The sequence below is a fragment of the Streptomyces sp. NPDC093109 genome, assembly GCF_040701725.1.
GTDB lineage: Bacteria > Actinomycetota > Actinomycetes > Streptomycetales > Streptomycetaceae > Streptomyces.
The window spans coordinates 147431-172772 of the sequence record NZ_JBFBEZ010000014.1; the positions used below are offsets into that span (position 1 = coordinate 147431).

Annotated in this window: 17 protein-coding genes; 7 read left to right on the top strand and 10 right to left on the bottom strand. The window is 70.4% G+C overall.

Annotated elements, in window-relative coordinates; genetic code table 11:
• Positions 1-63 precede the first annotated feature (63 nt).
• Positions 64-648, top strand: coding sequence for an RICIN domain-containing protein (locus tag AB0389_RS16310; RefSeq protein ID WP_366396048.1), 585 nt, complete (start codon positions 64-66; stop codon positions 646-648).
• Positions 649-677: 29 nt separating this feature from the next.
• Here AB0389_RS16310 and AB0389_RS16315 read toward each other — a convergent pair whose 3' ends face one another.
• The 6 genes from AB0389_RS16315 to AB0389_RS16340 all read right to left on the bottom strand — a co-directional run bounded on the left by AB0389_RS16315 (position 678) and on the right by AB0389_RS16340 (position 7300).
• Entirely contained in the window at positions 678-1763 is a 1086-nt protein-coding gene (locus AB0389_RS16315; RefSeq protein WP_366396049.1) for a hypothetical protein, read from the bottom strand.
• A gap of 62 nt (positions 1764-1825) precedes the next feature.
• A complete protein-coding gene (locus AB0389_RS16320; RefSeq protein WP_366396050.1) occupies positions 1826-2365 on the bottom strand; it encodes a SigE family RNA polymerase sigma factor in 540 nt (179 codons plus the stop codon).
• Between the two features lie 264 nt (positions 2366-2629).
• Positions 2630-4027: an ABC transporter permease gene (locus AB0389_RS16325; RefSeq protein ID WP_366396051.1), complete on the bottom strand. Its 1398-nt coding sequence runs from the start codon at positions 4025-4027 to the stop codon at positions 2630-2632.
• A complete protein-coding gene (locus AB0389_RS16330) occupies positions 4024-4701 on the bottom strand; it encodes an ABC transporter ATP-binding protein (protein ID WP_366396075.1) in 678 nt (225 codons plus the stop codon). The genes AB0389_RS16325 and AB0389_RS16330 overlap by 4 nt, the downstream gene beginning before the upstream one ends.
• A gap of 104 nt (positions 4702-4805) precedes the next feature.
• Complete coding sequence (locus AB0389_RS16335; protein ID WP_366396052.1) at positions 4806-6254, bottom strand: peptidoglycan-binding protein; 1449 nt, start codon at positions 6252-6254, stop codon at positions 4806-4808.
• Positions 6255-6358: 104 nt separating this feature from the next.
• Positions 6359-7300, bottom strand: coding sequence for a hypothetical protein (locus AB0389_RS16340; protein ID WP_366396053.1), 942 nt, complete (start codon positions 7298-7300; stop codon positions 6359-6361).
• A gap of 316 nt (positions 7301-7616) precedes the next feature.
• Here AB0389_RS16340 and AB0389_RS16345 point away from each other — a divergent pair, with 316 nt between their 5' ends.
• Entirely contained in the window at positions 7617-7829 is a 213-nt protein-coding gene (locus AB0389_RS16345) for a DUF4287 domain-containing protein (RefSeq protein ID WP_366396076.1), read from the top strand.
• A 45-nt stretch (positions 7830-7874) separates the two neighbouring features.
• Here the strand turns inward: AB0389_RS16345 and AB0389_RS16350 are convergent, their stop codons facing one another.
• Positions 7875-8921 (bottom strand): LysR family transcriptional regulator, encoded by a 1047-nt coding sequence (locus AB0389_RS16350; RefSeq protein ID WP_366396054.1) that lies wholly within the window; start codon positions 8919-8921, stop codon positions 7875-7877.
• Positions 8922-9085: 164 nt separating this feature from the next.
• On the opposite strand from AB0389_RS16350, the gene AB0389_RS16355 reads away from it, so the two are divergent.
• Both AB0389_RS16355 and AB0389_RS16360 read left to right on the top strand, forming a co-directional pair.
• Entirely contained in the window at positions 9086-10147 is a 1062-nt protein-coding gene (locus tag AB0389_RS16355) for an alpha/beta hydrolase (RefSeq protein ID WP_366396055.1), read from the top strand.
• 40 nt (positions 10148-10187) lie between these two features.
• Complete coding sequence (locus AB0389_RS16360; RefSeq protein WP_366396056.1) at positions 10188-10979, top strand: SDR family oxidoreductase; 792 nt, start codon at positions 10188-10190, stop codon at positions 10977-10979.
• 41 nt (positions 10980-11020) lie between these two features.
• Here AB0389_RS16360 and AB0389_RS16365 read toward each other — a convergent pair whose 3' ends face one another.
• Together AB0389_RS16365 and AB0389_RS16370 are read right to left on the bottom strand one after the other, a co-directional pair.
• Positions 11021-12214 carry an amidohydrolase gene (locus tag AB0389_RS16365; RefSeq protein ID WP_366396057.1) on the bottom strand — a complete coding sequence of 398 codons (1194 nt, stop codon included), beginning with the start codon at positions 12212-12214 and terminating at the stop codon, positions 11021-11023.
• Positions 12215-12506: 292 nt separating this feature from the next.
• Positions 12507-13028 (bottom strand): GNAT family protein, encoded by a 522-nt coding sequence (locus tag AB0389_RS16370; protein WP_366396058.1) that lies wholly within the window; start codon positions 13026-13028, stop codon positions 12507-12509.
• Between the two features lie 413 nt (positions 13029-13441).
• Between AB0389_RS16370 and AB0389_RS16375 the strand changes: the two genes are divergently transcribed.
• The 3 genes from AB0389_RS16375 (at position 13442) to AB0389_RS16385 (ending at position 19099) form a co-directional block, all read left to right on the top strand.
• On the top strand, positions 13442-14578 hold the full coding sequence (locus tag AB0389_RS16375; RefSeq protein WP_366396059.1) for a hypothetical protein: 1137 nt from the start codon (positions 13442-13444) through the stop codon (positions 14576-14578).
• Between the two features lie 239 nt (positions 14579-14817).
• Positions 14818-17697 carry a beta-L-arabinofuranosidase domain-containing protein gene (locus tag AB0389_RS16380; RefSeq protein ID WP_366396060.1) on the top strand — a complete coding sequence of 960 codons (2880 nt, stop codon included), beginning with the start codon at positions 14818-14820 and terminating at the stop codon, positions 17695-17697.
• 169 nt (positions 17698-17866) lie between these two features.
• Complete coding sequence (locus tag AB0389_RS16385; RefSeq protein WP_366396061.1) at positions 17867-19099, top strand: serine hydrolase domain-containing protein; 1233 nt, start codon at positions 17867-17869, stop codon at positions 19097-19099.
• 79 nt (positions 19100-19178) lie between these two features.
• On the opposite strand, the gene AB0389_RS16390 is transcribed toward AB0389_RS16385, so the two are convergent.
• Positions 19179-25196, bottom strand: coding sequence for a hypothetical protein (locus tag AB0389_RS16390; RefSeq protein WP_366396062.1), 6018 nt, complete (start codon positions 25194-25196; stop codon positions 19179-19181).
• Positions 25197-25342 lie beyond the last annotated feature (146 nt).

A 25342-nucleotide genomic window follows, 5' to 3' on the forward strand; every position in this document is an offset into this window, starting at 1 on the left:
CTCTCCCTCGGCCGGGAGGGACCGGCCCGGAGCCTTACGGACAATCGACGAGCGGGAGCGAACATGTCGGGATTCAAGCGGTACATGGCGGCGGCAGCGGCGACGGCAGCAGTGGGAGCGGCGCTCTTCGCGTCCTCGGGACCGGCCGCATCGGCCGCATCACCCGAGACGGCCGGGACGGCCGCAAGCGGTCCCGCCGATACGGCCCGCTCTGTGCAGGTGAGCCGGCTGACTCTGCGCCTCGCGTCCGACCCCGGCCAGGTCGCCAACGTCAAGGGCGGCGGCAGCGCGAACGGTACGCCGATCATCCAGTGGCCGCTGTCCCGGACCGCCAACGAGCGGTGGGACGCCACGTCGATGGGCGGCGGGTACTACCGCTTCGAGTCCCTGGAGAGCGGCAAGTGTCTGAACGTCAAGGGCGGCGGCACCGCGAACGGCGCCGAGGTCATTCAGTGGACCTGCGGCAACGCCAACAACGAGCAGTGGAAGTTCGTGCCCACGGGCAAGGGCTACGAGCTCGTGGTCAAGTCCAGCAACAAGTGCCTGAACGTCGCCGGAGGCGTCGGCAAGGGCAACGCGTTGATCCAGTACACCTGCGCGGGCGCCTCCAATGACATCTGGCTGCCCGTCTGGGAGCCGGTCGCCTGACCCACGCGCCGGCCGCGCCACCTCCAGGGTCAGTCGGTCCGCTCCAGGACCAGATCGAGGAACCGCTCGCTGCCGGCCAGGTCGATGACCAGCTTCCCCAGCAGGTCGGCCTCCCCGCCCGAGGCCGCCGGCTCGGGCCCGGTCCGGGTTCCGTTCCCCTCGGGCGTGGCCTCCGTCTGGGGCAGGCCGGAGCGTACGGGGGAGGCCGGGGAGAGCGGGGAGGGGACGGCCGTGCTGGGGGAAGCCGGGGAGGTACGGTCCAGGGCGCCGGCCACCACCTGGATCGTCCAGCCGTCCTTCGTCAAGTAGGTCGCCCCGACAGCCGTGTGACCAGCGACGGAATCGGCGACGGAATCGGCGACGGATTCGGCGGCGGAACCGGCGGCGAAACCGGCTTCGGATTCGGGGACGGAATCGGCGACGGAATCGGCGACGGAATCGGGTACGGCCTCCGTGCCCGCCGCCGCCGGCTGGTCCGTCACCGTGAAGGACAGCATCTGGTCGCCGTCCTTCCACCGGGTGGCGGTCCCCACACACTGCGCGTGGTCGCTCCAGGGCGTGGTGATCAGCCGGCCGGCGAGGTTCACGCACGTGCCCGCCGCCAGGGCCTCCCTCGCGCTCCGGCTCGTCGTGACCGTCGGGAAGACGGCGGCGTAGAGCAGGAAGCCGTCGGGTGCCGCGGGCCCGGCCAGCCGGAAGTAGCGGCCCGGTACGAGCGGATCGCCCGGTTTCGCCTCCGCGACATCCAGGGCGATGTCCAGGTCGGCCGCGCGCAGCACCGAAGTGGTGGGGTACCGGATCCCGGGCATCGTGGTGGGGCCCGGCACCGTGGCGGGACCCAGCGGGTTCGCGGCGCCGTCGGCGGGGCGGAGGCCGCTGATCATCGAGGGCAGGGTCATGGCGCCGCCCGCCAGCACCAACACCGCTACGGTCGAACCGATCGCGGTGGAGACCCGGCGGCGGTGGCGGATCCGGTAGCCCTGGTTGATCGAGGCCCTGACCAGGTCGGGCATGGGCGGTTCTGAGTCGTCGTCCAGCCGCCCCAGCGCCCGCGCGAGTCCGCCTCCGTCGCCGCCCGGGCCACCCCGGCCGCTCGGGTCGCCCGGGCCGCCCACGCCGCCGTCCTCATCACGGCTTTCGCGATCATTCCGGTTGTTCCCGTTTACCTGCTTCATCCTTACCACTCCGCCGTTGTGTAGCTGGTGACGTGCGACTCCCTGTCCAGGGGGGTGTCGCCGAGGATCCGGCGCAGTGCGGCCAGCCCCCGGGAAGTCTGGCTCTTCACCGTGCCGGTGGTGCAGCCCAGGGCCGCCGCCGTCTCCTCCACACTCTGGTCCTCCCAGAAGCGCAGTACGAGCACCGCCCTGCTGCGTGCGGGCAGTTGGCGCAGCGCGTTGAGCAGTGTCAGCCGCAGCTCCGAGTCCTGGGGCGCGGCCACCACGTCGTACTGGTGCGCCCCGGGCCGCTCCCACCAGCGCTGCCGGCGGGTCTCGTCCACGAACGTCCGGTACAGCACCTTACGGGTGTACGCGTCCGGGGCTTCCGTCCGCTCCACCCTGCGCCACACCGCGAAGACCTTCGCCAGCGCGGCCTGGGTCAGGTCCTCGGCCAGGTGCCAGTCACCGCAGAGCAGATAGGCGGCCCGGCGCAGCTGCCGCTGACGCGAGCGCGCGAACTCCTCGAACGAGGCCTCCAGCTCCGCCGCACTCCGGCTCAACAGCCCTCACCGCCCGGCACGTCGGTGGCGCGCGACGGGAAGCGGCGGGGCACGGGATGCCCGGCGCCGGGCGGTGCGGAGTGCGTCATGCGGAGGTCAACGGAATGGCCGGGCCGGGAGGTTGTCAGGTTCACAGGATTTTCTCGGGAACTTCCTTACGGTGGCGGCCGGATGTCCCGGTTCATCACGCACGACGCTCATCGCCCTGGACTCTCATCGCCCTGAACGGTCGTCGCCCTGGACTCTCATCACGCCGGACCTTCATCATGCCGGACCGCGCAGCGCGTCCACCGGTTCCATCCGGGCCGCCCGGAGTGACGGGTAGAGCCCGGCGAGCAGCCCGACCACCGCGCCCGCGACCGGCGCGCCCACCGCGAGCCGCAGGTCGAGGACCGGGGTCCACTCCTTGGTGATGGACACACCGACCACGATCACAATGCCCGCCACGGCGCCGATGATGCCGCCCAGCAGACCGATCGTCGTCGACTCCAGCAGGAACTGGAAGGCGATCTGCCGCCGCGTGGCGCCCAGCGCCCTGCGCAGGCCGATCTCCCCGACCCGCTCCATCACCGTCACCAGGGTGACGTTGGCGATGCCGATGGCTCCCACGATGAGGGAGACCAGCCCCAGCACCAGGAAGAGGCCGTTGACGTCGCCCTGCACATTCTCCTTCGCCTTGGACAGGTCGGCCGGCGACTGTACGGAGAGCGAGCTCTCGTGCCCGGGGGAGAGCGCGATCGGTGCCTGCCTGGCGACCTGCTGGGCCGCGCCCAGCTCGGTGTTCACCAGGACCCGGCTGACGTTCGCCAGCCCCAGCCGCTCCCCGGCGGTGGTGTACGGGACGATCACCGAGGTGGAGAGCTGCTGCTCGCGCCGGATTCCGCCGAGGATGCCGATGACCGTGTAGGACTGGTCCTCGAAGAACACGGCGGGGGAATCCTCCACCGAGGTGATGCCCAGCAGCTTGGCCGCCTGATCGCCGAGGACGACGACCCGGTCGCGGCCGGCGATGTCACCGGCGTCGAAGAACCGGCCCACGGTCATCTCGCCCCGTACGGCCGCCGGCAGGTTCGCGGTCGAGGCGGTCACGGCGAGGGTGGTGCCGTTGGTGACGCCCGGGGACACCAGCTCGGAGGCCCGGACGCGGATGTTGGCGGTCTTGTCGGAGGTGCCCAGCGCGGCGGCCGACTCGACGCCGCTGAGGCGCTCGACCTCCTCGGGTCCGCTCCAGGGCACCAGCGGTACGGACTCCGCGCCGGGCGGCGGGGGTGGCACCGTAACGGCGACCGAGGTGGCGGTGAGGGCGTCGAACCGGCCGACGATCTGGTTGCCGGCGGTCGCCGCCACACCGATGGTGATGACCAGCGTGGTGATGCCCAGCACCGTGCCCAGGGTGGTCAGCGCCGAACGCATGGGCCGGGCCATGACGCCGGCCAGCGACTCCAGCCACAGATCCCGGGGGTCCATCCACGGGCGCTCGATGCCGAGGCGCGTCCATCTGCGCCTGTCCTTACGGCCGCCGGTGGCCGACGGGCGCTGACCGGAGGCGGGGGACGCGGGGGAGGTGGGAGACGCGATGACGTCTATGACCTCTGTGGCCTCCGTGCCCTCCGTTACTTCTGTTACCTCTGTGACTTCCGTGGTGCGTTCAGCGGCGTTCATCGGCCCTCCACGGTGAGACGGCCGTCCGTGATCCGCACCCGCATCTCGGCGCGCCTGCTCACCGACTCGTCGTGGGTGATCACCACCAGGGTCATCCCCTGCGCGCACAGGTCGTCGAAGAGTTCCAGCACCGAGAGGGTGTTCTCGCTGTCCAGGTTGCCGGTGGGCTCGTCGCACAGCAGCAGCGCCGGATCGCTGATCAGCGCGCGGGCGATGGCGACGCGCTGGCGTTCGCCGCCGGAGAGCCGGTCCGGGCGGAAGCCCGAGCGGTGCCCGAGCCCGACCCGGTCCAGCGCCTCCCTGGCCCGCTCCCGGCGACCGGCGCGCCCGCGTCCGGGGCGGGGGCGGCGGTAGGTCTCGGCCATCATCACGTTCTCGTCCACCGTCCGGTACGGCAGCAGATGGAAGGACTGGAAGACGAAGCCGATCCGGCTGCCGCGCAGCGAGGTGCGCTCCAGGTCGCCGAGCCCGGTGGTCTCCACCCCGTCCAGCAGGTACGAGCCCGAGGTGGGCCTGTCCAGCAGCCCCAGTGTGTTGAGCAGCGTCGACTTGCCGGAGCCGGACGGCCCGACGATCGACACGTGACGGCCCCGGCCGACCGTCAGGTTCACGTCGCGCAGGGCGTACACCGGTGGGTCAGTGGGGAAGGAGCGCTCCACACCGGTCAACCGGATGACGGTGTCGGCCGGAGCGGGGTCGTGGGCTTCCCGTGCGGGGTCGTGGGCGTCCCGTGCGGGCCCGTCGGCCGTCGTGGCGGAACTCGCGTCCACTGGAAAAGTCACTTGCCCACCACCACGCGGTCGCCCTTCTTCAGGGCACCTCCGGCCGCCTTGACCTCGACGAAGCCGCCGGCCGAGATGCCCGTGGTGACGCTCACCTCCACCACCTTGCCGTCACGTTCGACCTTGACGCGCGTCCCGCCGCCCTCCGCGGTGCGGACCGCGGCGACCGGCACCGTCAGCACCGTACCGTCCGAGGATCCGACCTTGATCGTCACCCGTACGGAGGAGCCCGCGGAGTCCTTCAGCAGGTCCGTGTCGGACACCGATATCCGCAGCTGCGCCGGGCCCGAGTCGCCGGACGTACCGCCCGAAGAGCCGGTGCCCGTGCCGCCCGTCGAGCCGCCCGTCGAGTCGGTTCCGGTGCCGGCGCCGGAACCGCCGCCGCTGTCCTCGCCGGTGGTCGGCTTGGCGTCGTCGCCGATCGCCTCCAGCTTGCCCTCCGCCGACTTGCCCTGGGCCTCGATGTCCACCGTCATGCCCTTCTTCAGCAGCAGGGCGTCGGCGCCAGGCACCACGGCCTGGACCATCAGCTCGGAGCCGGTCACCGTGCCCAGTTCGCCGGCGGGGGCGTCACCGGCCTTCACCTTCACCTTGTCGATGCGTACCGGCAGCTTGGGAAGGAAGATCACCTCACCCGCCGGGATCTTGGTGCCGTAGGACGCGTTGAAGCTGGAGAGCGCCGAGTTGGCTGAGTCCAGGCCAAGTTGGGCCTGCTTCATCTCCAGTTCCTTGGTCTTCTTCTCCGCATCGGACGCCTTCGCGGCGATCAGGGCCAACTGGGCGGCGTTGACGGCCTGCTGAAGTGTCGTCAGCTGCTGCTTGTCGGCCTCGGTCGGCGCCTGTGCCTCGAAGCCCCTGGCCTTGTACCACTGCGTGACCGCCTCGGCCGTCACCGACAGATACGTACCGCTCGGCGCCCCTTGGAAGTAGCCGATCCGCTTCAGCGCGCCCTGGAGCTGGGTGACGTCCTCCCCTTTGGTGCCGGGCACGATCGAGCGGTACATCGGGACCGTCCCGGCCAGTACGAGCACCGGCCGGCCGCTCACCGACATCAGTACGTCCCCCTCCTTCAGCACGGTGCCGGTGGAGGGTGCCTTGGTGACCCGCTGCTCGACGGTGTCGTCGCCCGCGCCGCCGCCGGTGCCGACCTGGCCGGCCAGGCTGAGGGTCTGCGGAGAGGCGAATTCGACGGTTCCGTTCGCCACCACGGTCGCGGTGAGGTCGCGCTCCTCGACCGCCACCGACACCGGTCCGGCCTTCGGGGGCGTGTGCCCGGAGGCGGCGTCGGCCGGGGACTTCACCTGCGTACCGGCGAACCAGCCGCCCGCGCCGACCAGCACGATCACGCCGACCACCACTCCCAGCTTCCGGCGGCTGGTGCTGCCCCCGCCGCCGCCCTTCTTACGGCGGGAGCCGCCTTCTCCGTCACTGCTGCGCCTGGCCATCAGTCTTTGTCTCCGCCGGTGTTGTGGGTAGTGGTGGTGGTGAAGAGGGTGGTGAGTGGAGGTGGTGAGTGGAGGTGGGCGGGGTGGCGCCCGACCGGGTGTTGTCAGCCGACGCCGCCGCTGCCGCCGCCGTAGGTGGGGTTCTCCTTGAACTTCGGGAAGTAGGCGGCCCGGAAGGCCTTACCGCACTCCAGATCCTTCAGAGCGGTCTCGATCTCCTTCGTGAGGAGGCTCTTGGCCTCGTCCACGGACTTCTCCTCGCCGACGGCAGCGGGCCCGCCGGCGGCAGCGGCCCCACCGCCACCATTGAGCCGCAGTTCGTCACCGATCGCGGTCGGCTGGGTGTTGGACGGCTCCATCCCCTCCTTGGTGAGGCAGGACGCGTACGTCTGGGCCAGCTCGACCAGCTCGGAATCGCCGTTCAGCTTCAGCTCGTTGGCCTTGTCGGCCTCCTGCTCCGCCTTCTCCTTCGCGTCGACGTCCGCGTCCGACCCGTACACCTCGGCGCGGGCGGATCCCTCACACCCCTTCGGCCGGCCGTTGTCCGTCGCCCAGTCCTTCCCGGACCGGGCGACCATGTAGGCGTCCTTCTGGCTTTCGGTGAGACTCGCCTGGTACGCCGCGTTGGGGCTCTCCTCGGTCGCCCCCGCGGACTTCAGCTCGCCGTCGTTCGGGTACACGAGGGATGCGTAGCTGCCGCCGAAGCCGTACTTCTGCCGGTACTTCTTGGCCAGCTCGTAGTCCGCGCCCGAGATCGCCGCGAACGCGGTGCTGGGGGCGTAGATGTCACCGAGGGTCGGGGTGTACTCGAAGCCGGCCTTCTTCATGCAGTCGGTGAGCAGATTCTCGTAGGCATCGTTGTCCTTCACCCGCTGCTCCTGCTTCTCGTCCACGGAGCCGGAGCCGGCATCCGCGTTCGAGCCCGACTTCGCGCCGGTCTTCGTGTTGGCCGAGGCGCTGTCGGAGTCGCCGCCGCAGGCGGTCAGCAGGGGGAAGAGGACAGCGGCCAGAACGGCGGAAGCGAGAACAGAAGTTTTCTTTGACATGTACAGGACATCTCTCTGATCGTGAGGGGATAGCGCGGAAGGGTTCGCGGTGATCGGTCAGCTACCGGACGGCCGGTGGGCTCCAGGGGCCCCCGGGGGCTGTGAAGTGCTTCATGGGCGTGAGAACGGGATGGCACGCCCGTTGGGTTGTCAGGTCGGCGAAAAAACTTTTCGCCGTGTTTTCCGCCGGGTGCCGGCCGCTGGTTTCCGCGCTCGCCGAGACCGATGAGTTCGCCCGTCGCCTCCGGTCATACAAGCGAAGCGCATCACCACCCCGGGATCGCTCAGCACCAGATGCCAGATGGGACATACCGAGATGACGGAAACCGCCAGGGGCCCTGCCGCGTACTTCCCTTCGATCGAGAAGAAGTACGGCCGCCCGATCGCGGAGTGGAAGGCGAACATCCGCGCTTCGCCACTGACCAAGCACATGGAACTCGTGTCCTGGCTCAAAGCCGAGCACGGGCTGGGGCACGGTCACGCCAACGCCCTTGTCGCGCACACGCTCGCGGAGGACAGCGGGAAGTAGGCCGGGCAGCCACTCGTACGGCCAAAAGCCCCGCCAGGAGCGCGGCTATGCCCGCGTACCGGGAACGGGACGGCCGTCCGGGTGTGTGCGGCGGGCGGCCTCCGCGACGGTGGTGGCCGTTCTTACGAGGGCGGCGATGGCCGGGGAGCGGGAGTCCCGGGGCCAGGCGAGGCCGAGGGTCAGGGGCCGGAGGTCGTGGACGGGTCGGTAGACGATGCCGGGGCGGGGGTGGCGGCGGGCGACCGAGGCGGGCGGGAACCAGATGACGCTTCCCACTTCGACCAGGCTGAAGATCTGCGCCAGATCCAGCTGCCTGGGCCCCGGGCTGGGCCCCGGACTGGGCCCCGGGCTCGGCTGTCGGCCGCTTCCGCTTCCGCGTCCGCGTCCGCCGTCCCGGTCGGCAGGCGTTCCGTCGGGGAGTGTTCTGCCCGCCAGGTCGGCCAGGCGCAGGCCGGTGCGGGCGGCCAGCGGATCGGTTGCCGCCAGGGCGACCAACCGGGGCTCGGTCAACAGCGGTTCGACGTCCAGATCGACGGCCAGGTCGCCGGCCAGGTCAGAGGCCGATTCAGCGGCCGATTCAGCGGCCAAGTCGGCGGCCAAGTCGGCGGCCAAGTCGGCGTCCGGATAACGGCGTTCAACGGGGAGCGGCAGCAGCGCGATGTCCGCGCGGCCGTCGCACAGCGCCGGCCGTTGCTCGCCCCTCCCGACCAGCACCAGCTCCACCGGGAGCGCCGCCGCCTCGCACCGGTACGCGGCGAGGATCTGCGGTAACAGCCCGCCGTCGTAGTCGGCCTTCAGCGCCAGCCGCAGTGCGGGCCGGGCCTGTCCGGCGTGCTGGGCGCGCCGGACTGCGGCGGCGACGGTGTCGAGTACGGTCCTGGCGTCCCGGAGCAGCACCTCCCCGGCGGGCGTCAGCGCGACCTGGCGCGTGGTGCGCTCCAGCAGCGGCACGCCCAACTGACGCTCCAGGTCCCGGATGGCCCGGGACAGCGGTGGCTGCGCCATGTCCAGGCGCTGTGCCGCCCGTCCGAAGTGCAACTCCTCGGCTACGGCCACGAAATAGCGAAGCTGCCTGACCTGGAGATCGCCCATACCTTCACGGTATCAATGGCGCCCGGATCGGTCCTTCTGCTGTGCCGGGGCTCCGTGTTGACTGGGTGGCATTCCCGGCACTGAACGCCAACTGGCCAGAAAACAGAGGGAGTTCGTGTTCCACGGGCACTTCGGGGTTACGCCGACCACCAGGAGACGCAGCCATGGCCGACCGCCTGAACAGACGACAGATGCTCAACACCTCCGTGGGCGCGGCCACCGCCCTCGGCCTCGGCGCCACGACGCTGCTCGCCGGTGCGCAAGGAGCCGCCGCCGCCGACAAGGTCACCGAGGCCACCGACGCTGACGCCGACGAAGCCGCTGAGGCACTGCTGAAGCAGTTCGCCGACGGGGTCAGCCACACCCAGCGGTCGCCGATCCTGCACTCGCCCGCCGAGCACGGTCTCGACTACGAGGACGTCACCTTCCCCGCCCAGGACGGGGTGCCGCTGGAGGGCTGGTTCATCCCGGCGCCCGGATCCGACAAGGTGATCATCGCCAACCACCCCATGGGATTCAGCCGGTCCGGGCTGCCCACCCATCTGGAGCCCTGGCATTCGCTGTGGGCGCCGAGCGGCAACGGGTTCGAGGTCGACTTCACCCCGGACCTCAAGATCCTCCACGACGCGGGCTACAACGTGCTCACCTACGACCTGCGGAATCTGGGCCACAGCGGCGCCGCCAACGGCGGGGTCGCTTCCGGCGGCATCTACGAGGCCCGCGATGTCGTCGGCTCACTCAACTACGTGCGCGCCCGTCGCGACACGCGCCGTATGAAGATCGGTCTGTTCAGCCGGTGCCTGGGGTGCAGTTCGACCTTCGCCGCGATGGCGCAGTCCCCCGAGGTCTTCCACGGGGTGCGCTGCCTTGTCGGACCTCAGCCGGTGACCGCGAAGACCATCCTCCAGCGCCGGCTGGCCATGATCGGCCTCCCCGACGAGATCGACCGGCTCGACGAGCTCATCATCATGCGTACGAGCATCGGCTTCGCGCGGAAAAGCCCGATCGACTGGGCGAAGAGCGTCAACGTACCGACTTTCCTCTACCAGGTACGCGACGATGTGCTCACGCACCCGAGCGATGTGCAGACGATGTTCGACAACATCCCGGGCACCCGGAAGAAGCTCCAGTGGATCGAGGGCACAACGGCCCGTTGGGACGGCTACCTGGAGTTCCAGCGCCGCCCTGAGCCCATGCTCGATTGGTTCGCGACCCACTTCGCATGAGACCTGCCGGTTCCGCAGCAGCACAACGAAGGCGAAACCCATGAACGCACAGCTGAATCCGAACCCGGCCCCCAACCCCAACCCGGCCCCCACCCCGGGCCCGGGCCCCGATCTGGCCGACCGCGTGGTCATCGTCACGGGCGCCTCGTCCGGCATCGGCGAGGCGACCGCCCGCCTCCTGCACCAGGCCGGCGCGCGGCCCGTCCTGGCCGCCCGCCGCACCGACCGCCTGACCGCCCTGAGCGCCGAACTCGACGGGGCCCTGCCCGTCCCCACCGACATGACCGATCCCGGCCAGGTACACACACTGGTGGACCTCGCCGTACAGCGGTACGGCCGGGTCGACGGCCTGGTCAACAACGCGGGGGCCAGTTTCCACGGCCGGCTGGAGGACATCGATCCCGTCGCGTACGTCCGGCTGCTCGAACTCAACGTCGTCGGTGTCGTCACGGCGATCCAGGCGGTACTGCCCGTGATGCGGCGCCGGGGTGCCGGGCGGATCGTCAACATCAGCTCCGGTACGACGGTGCTCGCCCCGCCCGGGGTCGGTGCCTACACGGCGTCCAAGTCGGCGGTGAACATGCTCAGTACCGTCGCACGCAAGGAACTCGCCGCCGACGGCATCGACGTATCGCTCGTTCTGCCGTCCATCACCGCGACCGAATTCGGCGACGGGATGTTCCGGGACGGCAGAACGAGCCCACGGCCCGGCCTGGTCGCGCACAGCCCCGAGTACGTCGGCAGGGTCATCCTGCGGGCGCTGCGCACGGGCGAGGAGCGCATCGACATCCCGCACGGCCCCGAGCAGCCGGACTTTCCGGAGGCTTACTGAGCTGCCTCAAGCGGGAGGGGTGTGCTGGCAACGCCCGTAGGTCATCGGCCGGTCCGTACCGGCCGGGGCCGTCCGCCGGTGTGCTCCGCGCTCCTGTGGGTGCGCTCCGCGAGCCAGCCCGCCATCGCCCGCACGCCGACGCCGATGGCGCGCTCGTCCGGGGAGAAGTCGGGGTAGTGCGGATAGCTCGTGGTGATGGGTGTGCCAGGGGCCTGGACACCGAGGAAGGTGTACGTACCGGGGATCCGGTCCAGGAAGAGGGCGAAGTCCTCGCCGCTGAAGGGCGGGAAGGCGGCACAGAGCTCGGTGACCATGTCCCGGCCGACGGTACGGCGCAGGTGGCGGGCGAGCAGGCGGGCGTCGTGTTCCGGGCAGACCATGGCCGGGAACGGCTCGGCGGGGAAGCGCACCCCGGCCCCCGCGTAGGTCATGGCCACGCGGCGAATGCTCTCGCGCACCTCCGCGTACCGCTCCTGCGGCCAGCAGCGGTAGGACACACTCACCTTGGCCTCCTGGGCTACTGCCCGTACGGCCACGAACCGGGCCAGCGGCCCGTCGGGCGTCCGGGCCTGCGCGATGATCCGCTCCAGGTCGGCCGGGGACTGCGGCAGAGCCACGGTCGCGAGCGCGCCGATGTCGACGGCCAGGCGCCGCGCGTCGTCGAGTGCGTCAGGACCGGTGAGGGTCACTTCCGCCTTGTCCTGGCCCGGCATGCCGTAGCCCGGAGTCACCGCGAACCGGCCTACGGGGAACGGTCCGCAGTGCAACGCGTGGATTTCCTCGACGCACTCGCGCTCCAGCACACCTGAGTCGATCAGCGCGCGGGCTCCGGACAGCGTCTCCTCCGCGGGCTGGAACAGGAAGACCACCGTTCCGCTCCATCGCTGCCGCTGCCGCAGCCGCGCCAGAACCCGCGCGACGCCGATACCCACCGTGGTGTGGACGTCGTGTCCGCAGAGATGGGCCGGCGCGGGACCTCCCCCGACGATGTCCCGGGGCGGAACAGCGTCCATGTCCGCCCGGTACGCAACGGTCCGGCCCGGACGCGAGCCCCGCAGTACGCCGACGACTCCGTGACCGCCCACTCCAGCGGTGACATCCAGCCCCGCCGCCCGCAGCTCCCGGGCCACCACAGCGGCCGTACGCTGTTCCTGCCCGGGGGCCTCGGGGTGCCGGTGGAGGTCCCGCCGGAGCTGGATCAGCTCGCGCTCCAGAAGCGCCACTTCGGCGGCCACACCGGGAGCCACCTCAGCGGCCACGCCGGCGGCCACCGCCGACCGCCTCACCGGCTCTCTCCGCCCGTCCGCGGCGGCCTTCCCCGTGTTTCCCCACACCACTGTTCCCGCACCAACCGCCGCTGTGCCGGCCAATAACGTGCGGCGCGCGAGAGCGTGCTCTCCGGGACGATCCACTGTTACCCCTTTGACTCAAGTCGTCTTCAGGGACACACGATCGTCGCGCAACGATGCCCTTGCCCATCCGGTGAGCCACCCCTCGGCGGTGGGGACAACCACAGCGGAGGAGCGTTCAGGAGTCGGCGCTCAGCTCCTCCGCCAACAGGTCCATCAGCAGTCCGTCGTGCCAGCTGCCGTCCGGACCCCGCTCGTACCGCCGCATGATGCCCACCGTGCGGAAGCCGACCTTGCGGTAGCAGCCGATGGCGGCGGCGTTGTCGGCGGCCGGGTCGATCACCAGGCGGCGGTATCCGTGCTCGTCGATCAGATAGCGCGCCAGGGTACGTACGGCGTCGGCGCCGAGGCCGCGGCCGTGTACCGCCGGGTCGAGATAGACGTCGATGCTGGCGTGCCGGTAGTCGGGATCCTCCTCGGCGCCCCACTGGATGGCGCCGGCCACCTCGCCGCCGTACTCGACCGTGAAGCTCCGGGCCCCCGGATCCTCCAGGTCCTCGGCCACCGCGGCGACCAGATCGTCGCCGCCCCGCCATCGCGCGTACACCTCCGGTGTGGACCGGATCGCGGCCAGCGCCGGGATATCGGCCGACGTCGACGGGCGGAGGATCACCTGGACTCCGTGCAGGACCGTACTCATGACGCCGATCATCCCCGGCCGGGGTGACGTCAGTCCAGCGGAGCGGGCCATTCATGGACGGGAAGCAGCTCTCGGAGCCTCGCCGACCGGTCGCGGGCCGGCACCACTTCGGTGTCGAGGTTCCTTCCGGAACTTGAGCCCCGGGCTCCGGGCCTCGGGGGCCGGGTCCCGGGCTTCGAGCCCTTCCTTTGGTTGGGAGGTGGAGGGAACCTCCCTCCCTCCCCTCACACCACCAGGGGACAGCCATGAGCAGGTGATATGACAAACAGTGGTCGGCTTGCCACGTAACGTGGTGAAGGTCTAGCGTTCGCGGCATCCGCCGCATAAAGCGGCCCCAGCCGGTGTGTCACCACCGAACCAGGGCCTGACCTACGGGTCATGTGTGGCTGTCGAACAGGAAAAGACAGGAGCACATGAACGTGGCTGCCGCCGACTTTAGCCCCGCCCTCCCCACACCCGCACACCCCTTAGCCAATCCGGGGTACGGCAAGCGCTCCGCGCCCGAACAACTTCCGCGCGGTGAAGCCGACTTCGCACACCTGTGCCCGCGAGAAGCGGCCATCGCCACGTACATCGACCGGCTGCCCGAAGGCTCCGCCATCGGATACAAGGCCCTCGCCGCGAACATCGCCGCCTACGGCCAGCAGGCGTGCTCCAGCTCGCTGCGGCGGCTCTCCAACGCCGGGCATCTGCGCCTGATCAAGGAGCACTTGGTGCTGGCGGACAGCAGTTTCCGCTGGGTGACCCGGACTTACTTCTCGCGTACGGCGAGGGACGATGCCTGGTGGAAGACGTTCGTGACGGGGCTGTGCGGGGTTGACGTTACGGAGCGGGAGCGGGAGCAGCAGCGGGAGCGGGAGCGCCTTCGGGAGGTCCCCGATGTGGGCCGGGAGGACGTGGACGCCTCCGAGGAGGCTCTGCCTGCCGCGCCTGCCGCCGCCCCCGCCGCGCCCGCCACGCCCGCCGGCTCGCCTCCCGCCCGCTCCCTCGCGTACCTCACCCTCGCCCAACTGGGCCGCGCCGACGCCCGTATGACCCTGTCCGCCGCCGAGTGCGCCGCACTGGAGGGGCTCGCCGCCGCGTGGCTGGACCGGGGCGCCTCGCCGGACCTGCTGACCGTTGCCCTGACCTCCGGCCTGCCGTCGCCGCTGCACAGCCCCGCCGCGATCGCCCGCAAGCGGCTGGAGACGAAGATGCCGCCCGAGCCCGTCAGCGCGCGGACGCTCGCCGCGCAGGCCACCGCAGCCGCCGCGCGGACCGTACGGGTCGACCGCGTCGTCATGATGTGCGTCGGCTGCGACAACGACGAGACGACCGCGAAGCTGATCAGGGGCGTCTGCGTGGACTGCCGTACGGAGATGGACGCGGAGGACGGCGTGGCGGACGGCACGGCGGACGGCACGGCGGACGGCGTGAGCGACGAGAGCGACCCCACCGGCCCCTGTCCCGTCGGCGCCACGCGCACCCTCGTCGACACCGCCCGCCGCGCCGCCGAGATCCGCGCCGCCGCCGGGCTCAAGACCCGCAAGGGCAAGCGGGACCGTAAGTGACGACCGTACGGCCGGATGACCGGATTCGTCCGCTGCCGGACCCGAGCCCTGCGCTCGTACGGCCCGAGTTCGTCCGGCCTGAGTTCGTCCGGCACCGTTGACGGTCCCTCTCCGAGGATCTACGTTCGGCCGGATCCCCGAACTCTGTTCGATATGACGAACGTTGTCGTCGTACAGCACGCACGCAGCTCACACATGCACGCCGGAACTGGGCCCGCACCGCCAGAAATGAGGCAGCCATGACACCGCCGCTCAACCGACGCGTCTTCCTCCACGCCGCGACCCTGGTCGCGACGGCACCCGGCCTCTCCCTCCTCGCCACCGAACGGTCCTCGGCGGCCACGCCCCGCTCCGCCCCCGCCGCCCTGCGCCCCTTCGCGCTCAAGGACGTCGCCCTCGGTGCCGGTGTGTTCGCCACCAAGCGCGCGCTGATGCTCGACTACGGCCGGGGGTACGACACCGACCGCCTCCTCCAGGTCTTCCGCGCCAACGCCGGGCTCGACACACGCGGCGCGGTCGCGCCCGGCGGCTGGGAGGGGCTCGACGGCGAGGCCAACGGCAATCTGCGCGGGCACTACACCGGCCACTTCCTCAGCATGCTCGCGCAGTCCTACGGGAGTACGGGCGAGGCCGTCTACGCCGAGAAGATCCGCGCGATCGTCGGCGCGCTGACCGAGGTCCGCGAGGCGCTCCGGCGGGAGCCGACCGTACTCTCCGTACCGGGCCGGTCCAGCACAGCGGGTACGAGTGCGGGTGCGAGTGCGGGTGCGGGTGCGGGTACGAGTGCAGGTGGCGGTACGGCCATCGAGAACGCCCGGGGCTCGTACCAGTACGTCGATCTGCCGTCCGCCGTCCTGAGCGCCTCCCCCGCCGTCACCCTCTCCGCCTGGGTGCGGCCCACGCACAACGCCGCCTGGGCCCGGGTGTTCGACTTCGGCGACGGCACCACCCGCTATCTCTACCTCGCCGCCCGCAACGGCTCAGGCGTACCGCGCTTCGCGCTCACGACCGGCGGAGCGGGCGGCGAACAGGCCGTCAACGGGACCGCGCCGCTGCCGCTCGACCGGTGGAGCCACCTCGCGGTCACACTCTCCGGCACCACCGCGATTCTGTACGTGGACGGTGTCGCCGTAGGGCGCAACACCGCGATGACACTCACTCCGCGCTCCCTCGGTGCCCCGGCCAACAACTGGCTCGGGCGGTCGAATTACCCGGCGGACCCGCTCTTCGCGGGCGCGCTGGACGACGTCAACATCTGGTCGCGGGCGCTGTCACCGGCCGAGGTGGCTGAGTTGAACTCCGTTGCTCCGGCCGCCGCGTCCTCGGCCGGGGCGGGCGATCTCGCCTCGTACGGTCTCGACGAGACGTCCGGGAGTACTCTCGCCGACGCCTCGGGCCGGGCCCTGCACGCCACCCTGCGCCGTTCCTGGGGTGCGCCGAGCCATCCCGGCTTTCTCGCGGCGTACCCCGAGACGCAGTTCATCGCGCTGGAGTCGATGACCAGTGGGGACTACACGGCGGTGTGGGCGCCATACTACACCGCGCACAAGATCCTGCGCGGCCTGCTCGACGCGTATCTCAACACCGACGACGCACGCGCGCTGGATCTCGCCGCCGGGCTCTGCGACTGGATGTACTTCCGGCTGTCGCGGCTGCCCGCGAGCACACTGCAACGGATGTGGGGGATCTTCTCCAGCGGTGAGTTCGGCGGGATCGTGGAGGCGATCTGCGATCTGTACGCGCTCACGCACCGGCCCGAACACCTCGCGCTGGCAAGGCTGTTCGACCTCGACCGACTGATCGACGCGTGTGCGGCGGGTGACGACATCCTCGACGGCATGCACGCCAACCAGCACATCCCGATCTTCACGGGGCTGGTCCGGCTGTACGAGGAGACGGGCGAGGACCGGTATCTCGCGTCGGCGCGCAACTTCTGGGACATGGTCGTGCCGTACCGGATGTACGGGATCGGCGGGACCAGCAGCACCGAGTTCTGGCGGGGGCGCGGTGTCATCGCGGGCACACTGAACGACACGACCGCCGAGACGTGCTGTGCGTACAACATGCTGAAGCTGAGCCGGACGCTGTTCTTCCACGACCGCGACCCGAAGTACATGGACTACTACGAACGCGCCCTCTACAACCAGGTCCTGGGCTCGAAGCAGGACCGGCCGGACGCCGAGAAGCCGCTGGTCACGTACTTCATCGGGCTGCTGCCCGGGCATGTACGCGACTACACGCCCAAGGCGGGGACGACCTGCTGCGAGGGCACAGGGATGGAGAGCGCGACCAAGTACCAGGACTCGGTGTACTTCGCGGAGGCGGACGGCTCGGCGCTGTACGTCAACCTCTACAGCCCGTCCACACTGACCTGGGCCGACCGTGGTGTCACGGTCACGCAGACGACGGACTTCCCGGTGGAGCAGGGCACAACGCTCACGATCGGCACCACCGGCGGACGCCGCGCCTCCTTCGACCTGCGGCTGCGCATACCGGCGTGGGCGCGGGACGGCGTGAAAGTGACCGTGAATGGCGCCCCCGCACCCGAAACCCCCCGCCCCGGAAGCTACTTCACCCTCTCCCGCGCCTGGCGCGACGGCGATACGGTCCGTATCGAGGTGCCCTTCCGACTGTGGACCGAGCCGGCCCTGGACGCCCCCGCGACGCAGGCCCTGTTCTACGGCCCGGTCAACCTGGTCGCCCGCGACCCCCGCCGTACCTTCCTGCCGGTCTCCCTCCATCGCGACACCGCGCTCTCCGGCGACCTCCTGGCCGCCCTCACCCCGGTGCCCGGCAGGCCGCTGCACTTCACCACAGCCGACGGCATCACCTTCGCCCCCTTCGCCGAGGGCACCGAGGACCCCACCCACGCCTACGTCCAACGCACCGAGCCCCGCGTGGTGTTCGGCACGCTCGACTCCGGCGTCACCAACCCGTACGCCCCGGACGGTACGACGCTCCTGGACGCGATCTGGTCCGCCGCGCCCTTCGCCACCAAGCGCGCGCTGCTCGATGTGGTCGAGTCGACGGTACGAAGCTGGACGGCGGCGGGCCGCCTGAGCGAGGCGGACGGCCGACAGGTGATGTCGACGGCGCGACGGGCCTCGTACCGCCCCTGACCTGATCAGTCGGACGGACGGAGGAGGGAGGGACGGAGGAGGGAGCGACTGAGGGGGGACAGCCCCCGCAGCGCTTCGGGTGGGAGCCGCATAGCGGCGCCGGACGGATCACGGACATGATGTGGATCAACCGGAACACACGTCTCCGGCCAGTCCCGAGGAGCTATCCGTGCCGTTCAACTCCCCCACACCCAAGGCCACTTCCTCCGCCTCCGCCGCCTCCACCCGTAAGGCGTCACGTCGGCGGGTGACCGCGCTGGCGGTGCTCACACTGGTGGCCGGTCTGGCGCTGCCGACCGCCGGGGCGGCGGCGCTGGCCCGGCACGGCGGGAGCACGGGAGGCGACGGGACCCACGGGCAGCGCGAGACGGCCGCGGTGCAGAAGGTGGTCGATGAGCTCGTGGCCGGCGGCGCGCGGCCCGCCGCCCTGGCCTCGACGCGGGAGCGGGACGGCCGTACCGGCAACTACACCGCCGGATACGGCGACCTCGCCACCAAGTCGCCCGTCCCGGTGGACGGTCAGGTGCGGATCGCGAGCAACACCAAGCCCTTCACGTCCGTCGTGGTGCTGCAACTGGTCGGCGAGGGAAAGATCCGGCTCGACGAGCCCATCGAGACGTATCTGCCTGGCCTCCTGCGCGGCAAGGGCATCGACGGTCACGACATCACCGTCCGCCAGCTCCTCCAGCACACCAGCGGCCTGCCCGAGTACCTGGAACAGGCCGGTCCTGATCTCCTGCCCCTCCTGAAGCGCTACATGGAGCCGCGCGAGCTGCTCGACCTGGCGCTGACCGCCGAGGCCACCTCCGCGCCCGGCACCGAGTGGAAGTACAGCAACACCAACTACATCGTCGCCGGCCTCCTCGTCCAGAAGGTCACAGGCCGCCCGCTCGCCGAGGAGATGACCCACCGCGTCATCGACCGGATCGGCCTGCGGCACACGTACTTCCCCGCCACCGGCGAGATGACCATCCGCGAGGAGCACCCGAAGGGCTACGTCGTCACCGCGCCCGGTGAGACACCGTACGACTTCACCGAGCTGGACCCCTCGTGGGGCTGGGCCGCCGGCGGCCTCGTCTCCACCAACAGCGACGTCAACCGCTTCTACACCGCCCTCCTCGACGGCCGCCTCCTCAGGCCCGCCCAGCTCCGGCAGATGCGCACCACCGTCCCCGCCGACCACATAGGCGAGGGCGCCCGCTACGGCCTCGGCCTGGCCGGCCGGCCCCTCTCCTGCGGCGGGCTCTACTGGGGCCACGGCGGCGACATCCCCGGCTACGAGACCCGCGGCGGCGTGACGGAGAAGGGCCGCTCGGTCAATATCGCGGTCACCGCCCTGCCGACGGACCCCGAGGAGGTCAAGGGCCTGGAGAAGGCTGTCGACACGCTGCTCTGCCGCTGAGCGGGTCAAGAAGCTGTACCGTCCGGTGAACGGACAGCCCGGGAGAGGAGTCCCTCGCCCCGGGCCGTCTCTCACACCGCTAGCTCTGCTCCACAAGATTCCAGCACGCGTGCAGGACGCTCTCGGGTCGGTGCAGGCCTTCCGGGGTGACGTCGAAGACCTGCATGGCGCGCAGCGTGCGGACCACCTCCGGAGCGGTCATCGCCGGATCAAAGATCGCCGCCTCCACCGCGAACTGAAGATCCTCCGCGGGCAGACCGTCCTCCGTCATCAGCTCCAGCACCGCCTGGAACGAAGCCCAGAGGGTCGACTTCGGTACGAGGCCCACCTCTGCCAGGAATTCACCCGCGCCCTGCGGATCCCCGAGCCACGTACGGATGGTTCGCAGGGCGACATTCTCCGAGTGTCCCCCCACCAGCTGTTCCGCCAGCCGGTCGACCAACGACGGCCAGCCGCCCGTGACCTCTCCCAGCCGTTCGAGAGCGGCCTCGGAGGTGAAGGTGTTCTCCTTCTGGTCCTGTGCCCAGGTCCGAAGGCCGTGAGGGGTGAATCGCCTCAGAGGTACGGCGTCCGCGTCGCCCGGGTAGTCCTCGGACATGAAGGCGGTCCAGAGGGCGAGTTGATCCAGCCCGGCCACGATCACCGCGGAGCGAGTGACACCGGGCCGCTCGGGAAGACGGCTCACAGCGTTGTCGAGCGATTCCAGACATGCCTGTTCACCGGGCGACTTCTCGGTCAGGTCCGAGACCACGAGACGGCTCACACCCGGCTCTCCGGCCACGAGTTCCCGCTCGAAGTCAGCTCGTCTGACGACGTACGGCATCTTCCAGCCCGTGCTCTCCGCGACCTCGCGCAGTGCGGAGGCGACCCGATCGATGCCAGTGGCGGTCGTGCCGATGACCACACGGGTCAGATTCCGGCGCCCTTGCTCCGAACCGGAGACCTGTCGGCCCGGCAGGATGTCCGCGATCTGCGCCGCCGTGAGCGGGCAGTGCGAGTGGGTGATAACCGAATGGTGTCGGGTCTCCATGGCGGTGAGCCGCTCCGTCACATGCCTGCTGGCCGTGTTCTGCAACTGGGCGTCCACGTCCTCCAGCGCGCCGATCATGCCCAGCGCGTTGGCGCTGCGCAGATGCCAGCCCCTGCGGTCGGGGTCGGGCGCGAGCACTCCGAGCCCCTCCATCTCGGTGAGATACGCGCGGAACTGGTCGGGGTCCAGGTCCCGGAAGCCCTCGGCCCACCAGTAGGTGCACTCGTCGCGCAGCTCGGCATGAGTCATCCGCGCATCGATGCCGTGATGGTGCGCGTGGTGGGCGACCACATTGGCGATCATGTTGTAGCGGGAGTCGAGACGCAGGGTGTCGTGGAACGCCGCCGTGATGCTCCGCTGGAGCTCCTTGTCCGACTGGACCCGTTCGACATCGGCGCGGGCGATGGAGTACAGAGGACCCGCTCCCTCCTCCAGCCTTCTGGTGTGCATGGTCTGCACCAGCCGATGGGCGAACATCTGCAGGAGGAACGGCTGGTACGAGCAGTGCCCGAGGATCCGGTGTACAAGCGCCGGCTCGGAGAAGCGGTAGCCCAGCACGGCCAGCGGCTTGAGGAGCAGATTGGCCGCGTCCTGCGGCTGGAGCGGCCCGATGACGGTCGGATGCTGCGACAGGTGGCTGAACGGATTGTTGATCGCCAGGGTCGCGTAACGCTGTACGGAGTGCAGCCCGGCGAAGACGACCTTGACCCCGTCGTTCGTCTCGGAGCTGAGGTCCCGCAGCCGTCGGGTCTCGCTGAACCCCGGTGAATCCGACTCGAAGAATCCGTCGGCCTCGTCCAGCGTGATCAGTATCCGCCGGCCGCTGTCGGACTTCAGCCAGGTCTTGATACCGGCGAGCACCTGGTCGTGCGAGAGGGTCGCGTCCGCCCTGGCCCTCTTGGGCAGGAGCAGTGCGTCCTTCTCCATCAGTTTGCGCCCGATGGTGTTCCACACGGTGGACGGCTGAGCGCTGGTACCGTTGAAGGTGGAGTCCAGGCTCAGGTCAAGGCTGACGTGCGCCAGCGGCGCCTGGGCCGTGAACTTCCGGCCCGCTTCCTTGAGCAGCGCGGACTTCCCGAGACCACGGCCCCCGAACACCACCTGATTGCCGGACGGATTCTGCACGGAGCCGAGCTCGTCGAGGCGGCCGAAGAACATCTCCTCGGCCACTCGGCCGCGCTTCTCGCTGACGTACGGATTGACCGCCGAGAACGGCAGAAGAACCCGCATCGCGGAGTCGAGCAACTGATTCCCCCGGGCCGCGAGATGCGCGAGAGCCGCGTCGTCGAGCACCACCATCGGACGCCGGGCGACGCTCCGTGCCGCGAGCGCGGTACGGTCGCGCGCCGAGAGGGTGCCGAAGTAGGCGACCAGCAGACTGTCCTGGCTGGGGTCGTCCTGCACCCGGGCCATCAGCGCCTCGGGGGTCGGCTGCCCCCACACCAGCATCACCCGAAGCCGGCCGCGGAGGGCGGTTCCGAACGAGGGCACCAGGGCATCGCCCGTATACGTGACCTCGCTCAGTTCAAGGAAGCGGTACTCGGCCGTGGTGCTCCGCTGCCGGACACGCTGCGGCTTGCGCAGACTGCGGTATCCAATGAGCCGAAGAGCCGGCATAAGCAGGTTCTCCTCGCTCAGCCCTTCCGTACGGCGGCTCCCCCGCCGGGAAGCCATCTCGCGCCAGCCGTCGAGTCCTTGTGCCGCGCGCTCCGCGAACTCCGGCGACATCGCAGAGTAGTCCAGGGCGTCGAGGCCGAGAAACCGTTCGCGCGCGCGTACGGCCCGTACGAGCTGCTCGGTAATCCCGTGCGGCAGCGCGTCCGGCACGCCGGGGAAGAAGGCATCCAGCGCGTGGTCCGTCTGGTGGGTATCGGGAATGGACTCGCCGTTGGAGAGGTGCGAGATGAGTTCCTCGGCGGTCAGCAGGTCACCGTCGTCGAGCAGCGGTTCGACCCGCGCCAGGTTCTCGGGCCGCAGGTCGGGAATGTCCGCGAGCCGGGCCCGGAGTTTGGCGGTGGCCGTCGCGTGCGCCCGCTCCAGTTCCTCCGACAGCCCGTCGAACCGACTGCGGGCGAAGGCGAGGTCACTCGACGGGGTGAGGGCGGACGCCCGCAGACGGTGTTCGAAGTCGCGCTCCTCCTCCTCCCGGAAGACTCCGTTCACCCGGGTGCGGCGGAGGCTGTCCTCAAGTTCCCCACGCTTCGCCTCCAGTACAGCCACCGCGCGCTTGCCCGCCTCGTCCACCATCGCCCGGACGCGGTCCGGCAGCACCTCGTCGGCGCCGTCCGAGCCCGGCAGGTGATGCCCCTCGGAGAGGTCCAGCAGCCGACGGGCGACATCGAAGCGTTCGGCGCCGACGTGGGCGCGTACCGCGTCCTCCCAGGACCGGCCGGCGGCGACAGCGATCTCCTCGGCGGACAGCAGAGGGGTGTTCACCTGCCCGGTCGCCTCGTTGACACGCACGCCGACCAGCTTCAGCAGTTCCGCGCCGAGCGCGACTTCGGCAGGCGGCTCCATCGGGCTGAGCCGGGCGTCACCGGCGAGCAGTTCGAAGGTGCGCCCCAGAGACTCCGCCGCCGCGCGCAGGGCAGCGGCGGCGAACGGCTCCTGCTGGAGGGCCTGTTCCTCCAAGTCGCCAAGTACCGTGTCGCGCAGGTCCAGGACGTTCACACGCATCTCCTGGACCTGGTCGGCGCTCCAGTCCATGGCGCCCGCGTTCAGCGCGCGGGCCGCGGCGATCCATTTCTCGATCGTTCGGAGCCGGTCGTTCATAAGGCGCAGCAGATCCTGCCGAGCGGGTCCCTCCAGCCGGCTGCGACTGGACTTCATCAGCTTCCGGTCGATCGAGTTCAGCTCGTCCTGGAGTGTGGAGTCGTCACTCAGCCGCCGTACTTGTTCCGCTACGGCGTCCAGCGCCGTCCGGTCGTCGGCGGCGGCGCTGCGGAGAAGCGCGCCGATCAGCCCGTCCTTGTCCAGCCAGAGCCGGGTGATCTCGGTCGCCCGGCTGTAGCGCAGTCGGGGAATCTGGTCGAGCCCGAGCTGGCACTCCTCCCGGGCCTCCTCCAGTGCCTTCTCCAGTTCGGCGGCCCCGCGGGCCAGAGCGAGTGGCGGCGAGTGGAGCAGCATGGACTTCAGGGCTCGCTGAGAGACCTCGGCCGCGATGGTCGTGAGACTGAGCGGCAGTCCCGCGGCCACCCGCTCCAGCGGCGCACTGGCCTCGTAGTCGCCGGTGACGAGTACCGTACGGAGGAGAGCCGCTGTGACGAGGGCCGCGTCCGGCCGACTGCTCACCAGCGCGTCGACGTCCATGTCCGTCAGCTCAAGACGGATGCGGGAGACACATTCACCGCTCGCCGAACGCAGGGCATGGGCGTACGCGGAGATCCGCAGCGCCGAGACGCGGTGCGCCGGCTCGCCGTTCTGCTCGGCCAGGGCCGCAGCCGCCCCGTAGCGGTGCGAAGCCACGATCGGGGCGAGTGCGTCCGAGGCCGAGGTCCGTTCGAGCGTCGACTCGGTCGCCTTGTGTGCTCGCTCGACGCGCGTGCCGGAATCAGTGCCGTTGCCGGTGCTGGTCCTGGTACGGGCTTCGGTGATGGTGGCGGCGTCGGACTCCGCCGGAGGGGCGCCGGCCGCTTCACGCTCCGCGGAGAGCGGAGCATCCGTTCGAGCCGGGACTGGTTCGTGCGACGCAGTGCGCGAAGGCGTCACTCGCCCGGGCCGGTCCTGGTCGCCGACCGGCTGGGCGGGAATGACGGAGATGGGCTCGGGATCGGGGATTGCGCCCGCTACCGCGTCCGGTACGGAGAGAGCCGGCGCAGCGACCTGAGGGCCGGCGGGGGCCGGTTGGCCTGTACCGCCTTCCTCGGCGTCCACCGGTGTTTGTCCGCCCGGGCCCGGTTCGGGCGCCAGGCCGAACTCGGCGTGCTGTGCGGCCAGTGTGAGCAGTTCCGGGGCCTTCGCCGACATCATGCGGAAGAATTCGACGATCTCGCCGGCCCGGTCCTGGCCGTTTTGCGCGAAGCCCACCATGGTCAGCAAGGCGTCGAACGCCTCCGCCGCCGCCCGGTCCCGTTCGTCCCAGACCTCTTGGTCGCGGAGTGTGCGAGCACGCTCCTGCGCCTGAGCGAGCGCGTCGGCGAGCTGCGCCGAGCCGTCGGTCCTGACGAGGCGCGCGACCAGCGACAGGCGCTCCCGTAGCGGACCGAGTTCGAGCCTTTCGAGCACTCCGGCCGTCTGCTCCCGCAGACTCTCCAGATCAAGGAGCATGCTTCCCGCACGGTGCGCGTGGAGTCCTGCCAAGGCGTCGTCGAACGCCGAGGCGATCTCGGTGAGCGCCGCGAGGTCTTCGTCATCGGGCCTGGCCCGCTCCGCCACGGCCCGGCCGACTCGCTGTACGGGCTCGACCGCCGCCGACAGCGTCCGCTCAACCCGGTCGAGAGCCGCCACGAGCCGACGAGCGTCGGGGGCCGCGTCCCCGGCGGTGTCCGAAGGGGCATCCCTGAGGTCGGCATCACCAGGATCCGCCACCACGGTCTCGGCCTCCTCCGCGATGCCGGTCTCCGGCAGAACGGCGACCAGGCGTCCTGCTGCTTCCCGTACAGCGGCCAGCGCACCCGGTGTCATCGAGTCCGTCATCCATGGCTGATCCACGGCCCACAACCAGATCGGCGCGTCCTCGGCGCTGGCACGCAGAAAGGACCACGCGGTGAGCCGCAGCAGTGCCGGACTCCAGCGCCGAGTCAGCGGTTCCTCGGAAAAGGCAGCCGCCACCAAGTCGTTGACGAGGGGCTGACTGAGATGTCCAGCGGCATGCCGGGCGCGCGTCGAGTCCGGGTCGCGCACCATCCTGGCCAGAACGTCCCGGCACAGCGCGGGACTGACCCTGGTCCCCTCAACCGGAATACGCAGGACGCTCAGCAGATTGCGCCGCCACTGAACCGGCATGGAGTGCAGGGCATGCTCAACGTCCGCCTGCTCGATCAGCCGCAGGGCCGCACCGACCGGGGAGGGCACGGCGGCGAGCGCCTGTGACAGCGAGTCGAGCGCGGCAGTGACGTCTCGTGGCACGGTACTTGGTGGTCCTTCGGCCGCCGCGGAAGCCGCGTCGGCCTCCTCGCACAGCCGGGAACGGGGATGGCGGGGTGAGGTCACACGTTCTCCTGCGAATTGTTGGTGGACGACGAGCGGGTCTATCGGGACGCGGGTCTGCGGTG

Excerpts from the sequence above, each read along its gene's own strand:
- AB0389_RS16310 (WP_366396048.1), top strand. The coding sequence starts at position 64 with ATGTCGGGATTCAAGCGGTACATGGCGGCGGCAGCGGCGACGGCAGCA.
- AB0389_RS16325 (WP_366396051.1), bottom strand. The coding sequence starts at position 4,027 with ATGAACGCCGCTGAACGCACCACGGAAGTCACAGAGGTAACAGAAGTA.
- AB0389_RS16335 (WP_366396052.1), bottom strand. The coding sequence starts at position 6,254 with ATGGCCAGGCGCAGCAGTGACGGAGAAGGCGGCTCCCGCCGTAAGAAG.
- AB0389_RS16340 (WP_366396053.1), bottom strand. The coding sequence starts at position 7,300 with ATGTCAAAGAAAACTTCTGTTCTCGCTTCCGCCGTTCTGGCCGCTGTC.
- AB0389_RS16345 (WP_366396076.1), top strand. The coding sequence starts at position 7,617 with ATGACGGAAACCGCCAGGGGCCCTGCCGCGTACTTCCCTTCGATCGAG.
- AB0389_RS16350 (WP_366396054.1), bottom strand. The coding sequence starts at position 8,921 with ATGGGCGATCTCCAGGTCAGGCAGCTTCGCTATTTCGTGGCCGTAGCC.
- AB0389_RS16355 (WP_366396055.1), top strand. The coding sequence starts at position 9,086 with ATGGCCGACCGCCTGAACAGACGACAGATGCTCAACACCTCCGTGGGC.
- AB0389_RS16360 (WP_366396056.1), top strand. The coding sequence starts at position 10,188 with ATGAACGCACAGCTGAATCCGAACCCGGCCCCCAACCCCAACCCGGCC.
- AB0389_RS16370 (WP_366396058.1), bottom strand. The coding sequence starts at position 13,028 with ATGAGTACGGTCCTGCACGGAGTCCAGGTGATCCTCCGCCCGTCGACG.
- AB0389_RS16375 (WP_366396059.1), top strand. The coding sequence starts at position 13,442 with ATGAACGTGGCTGCCGCCGACTTTAGCCCCGCCCTCCCCACACCCGCA.
- AB0389_RS16380 (WP_366396060.1), top strand. The coding sequence starts at position 14,818 with ATGACACCGCCGCTCAACCGACGCGTCTTCCTCCACGCCGCGACCCTG.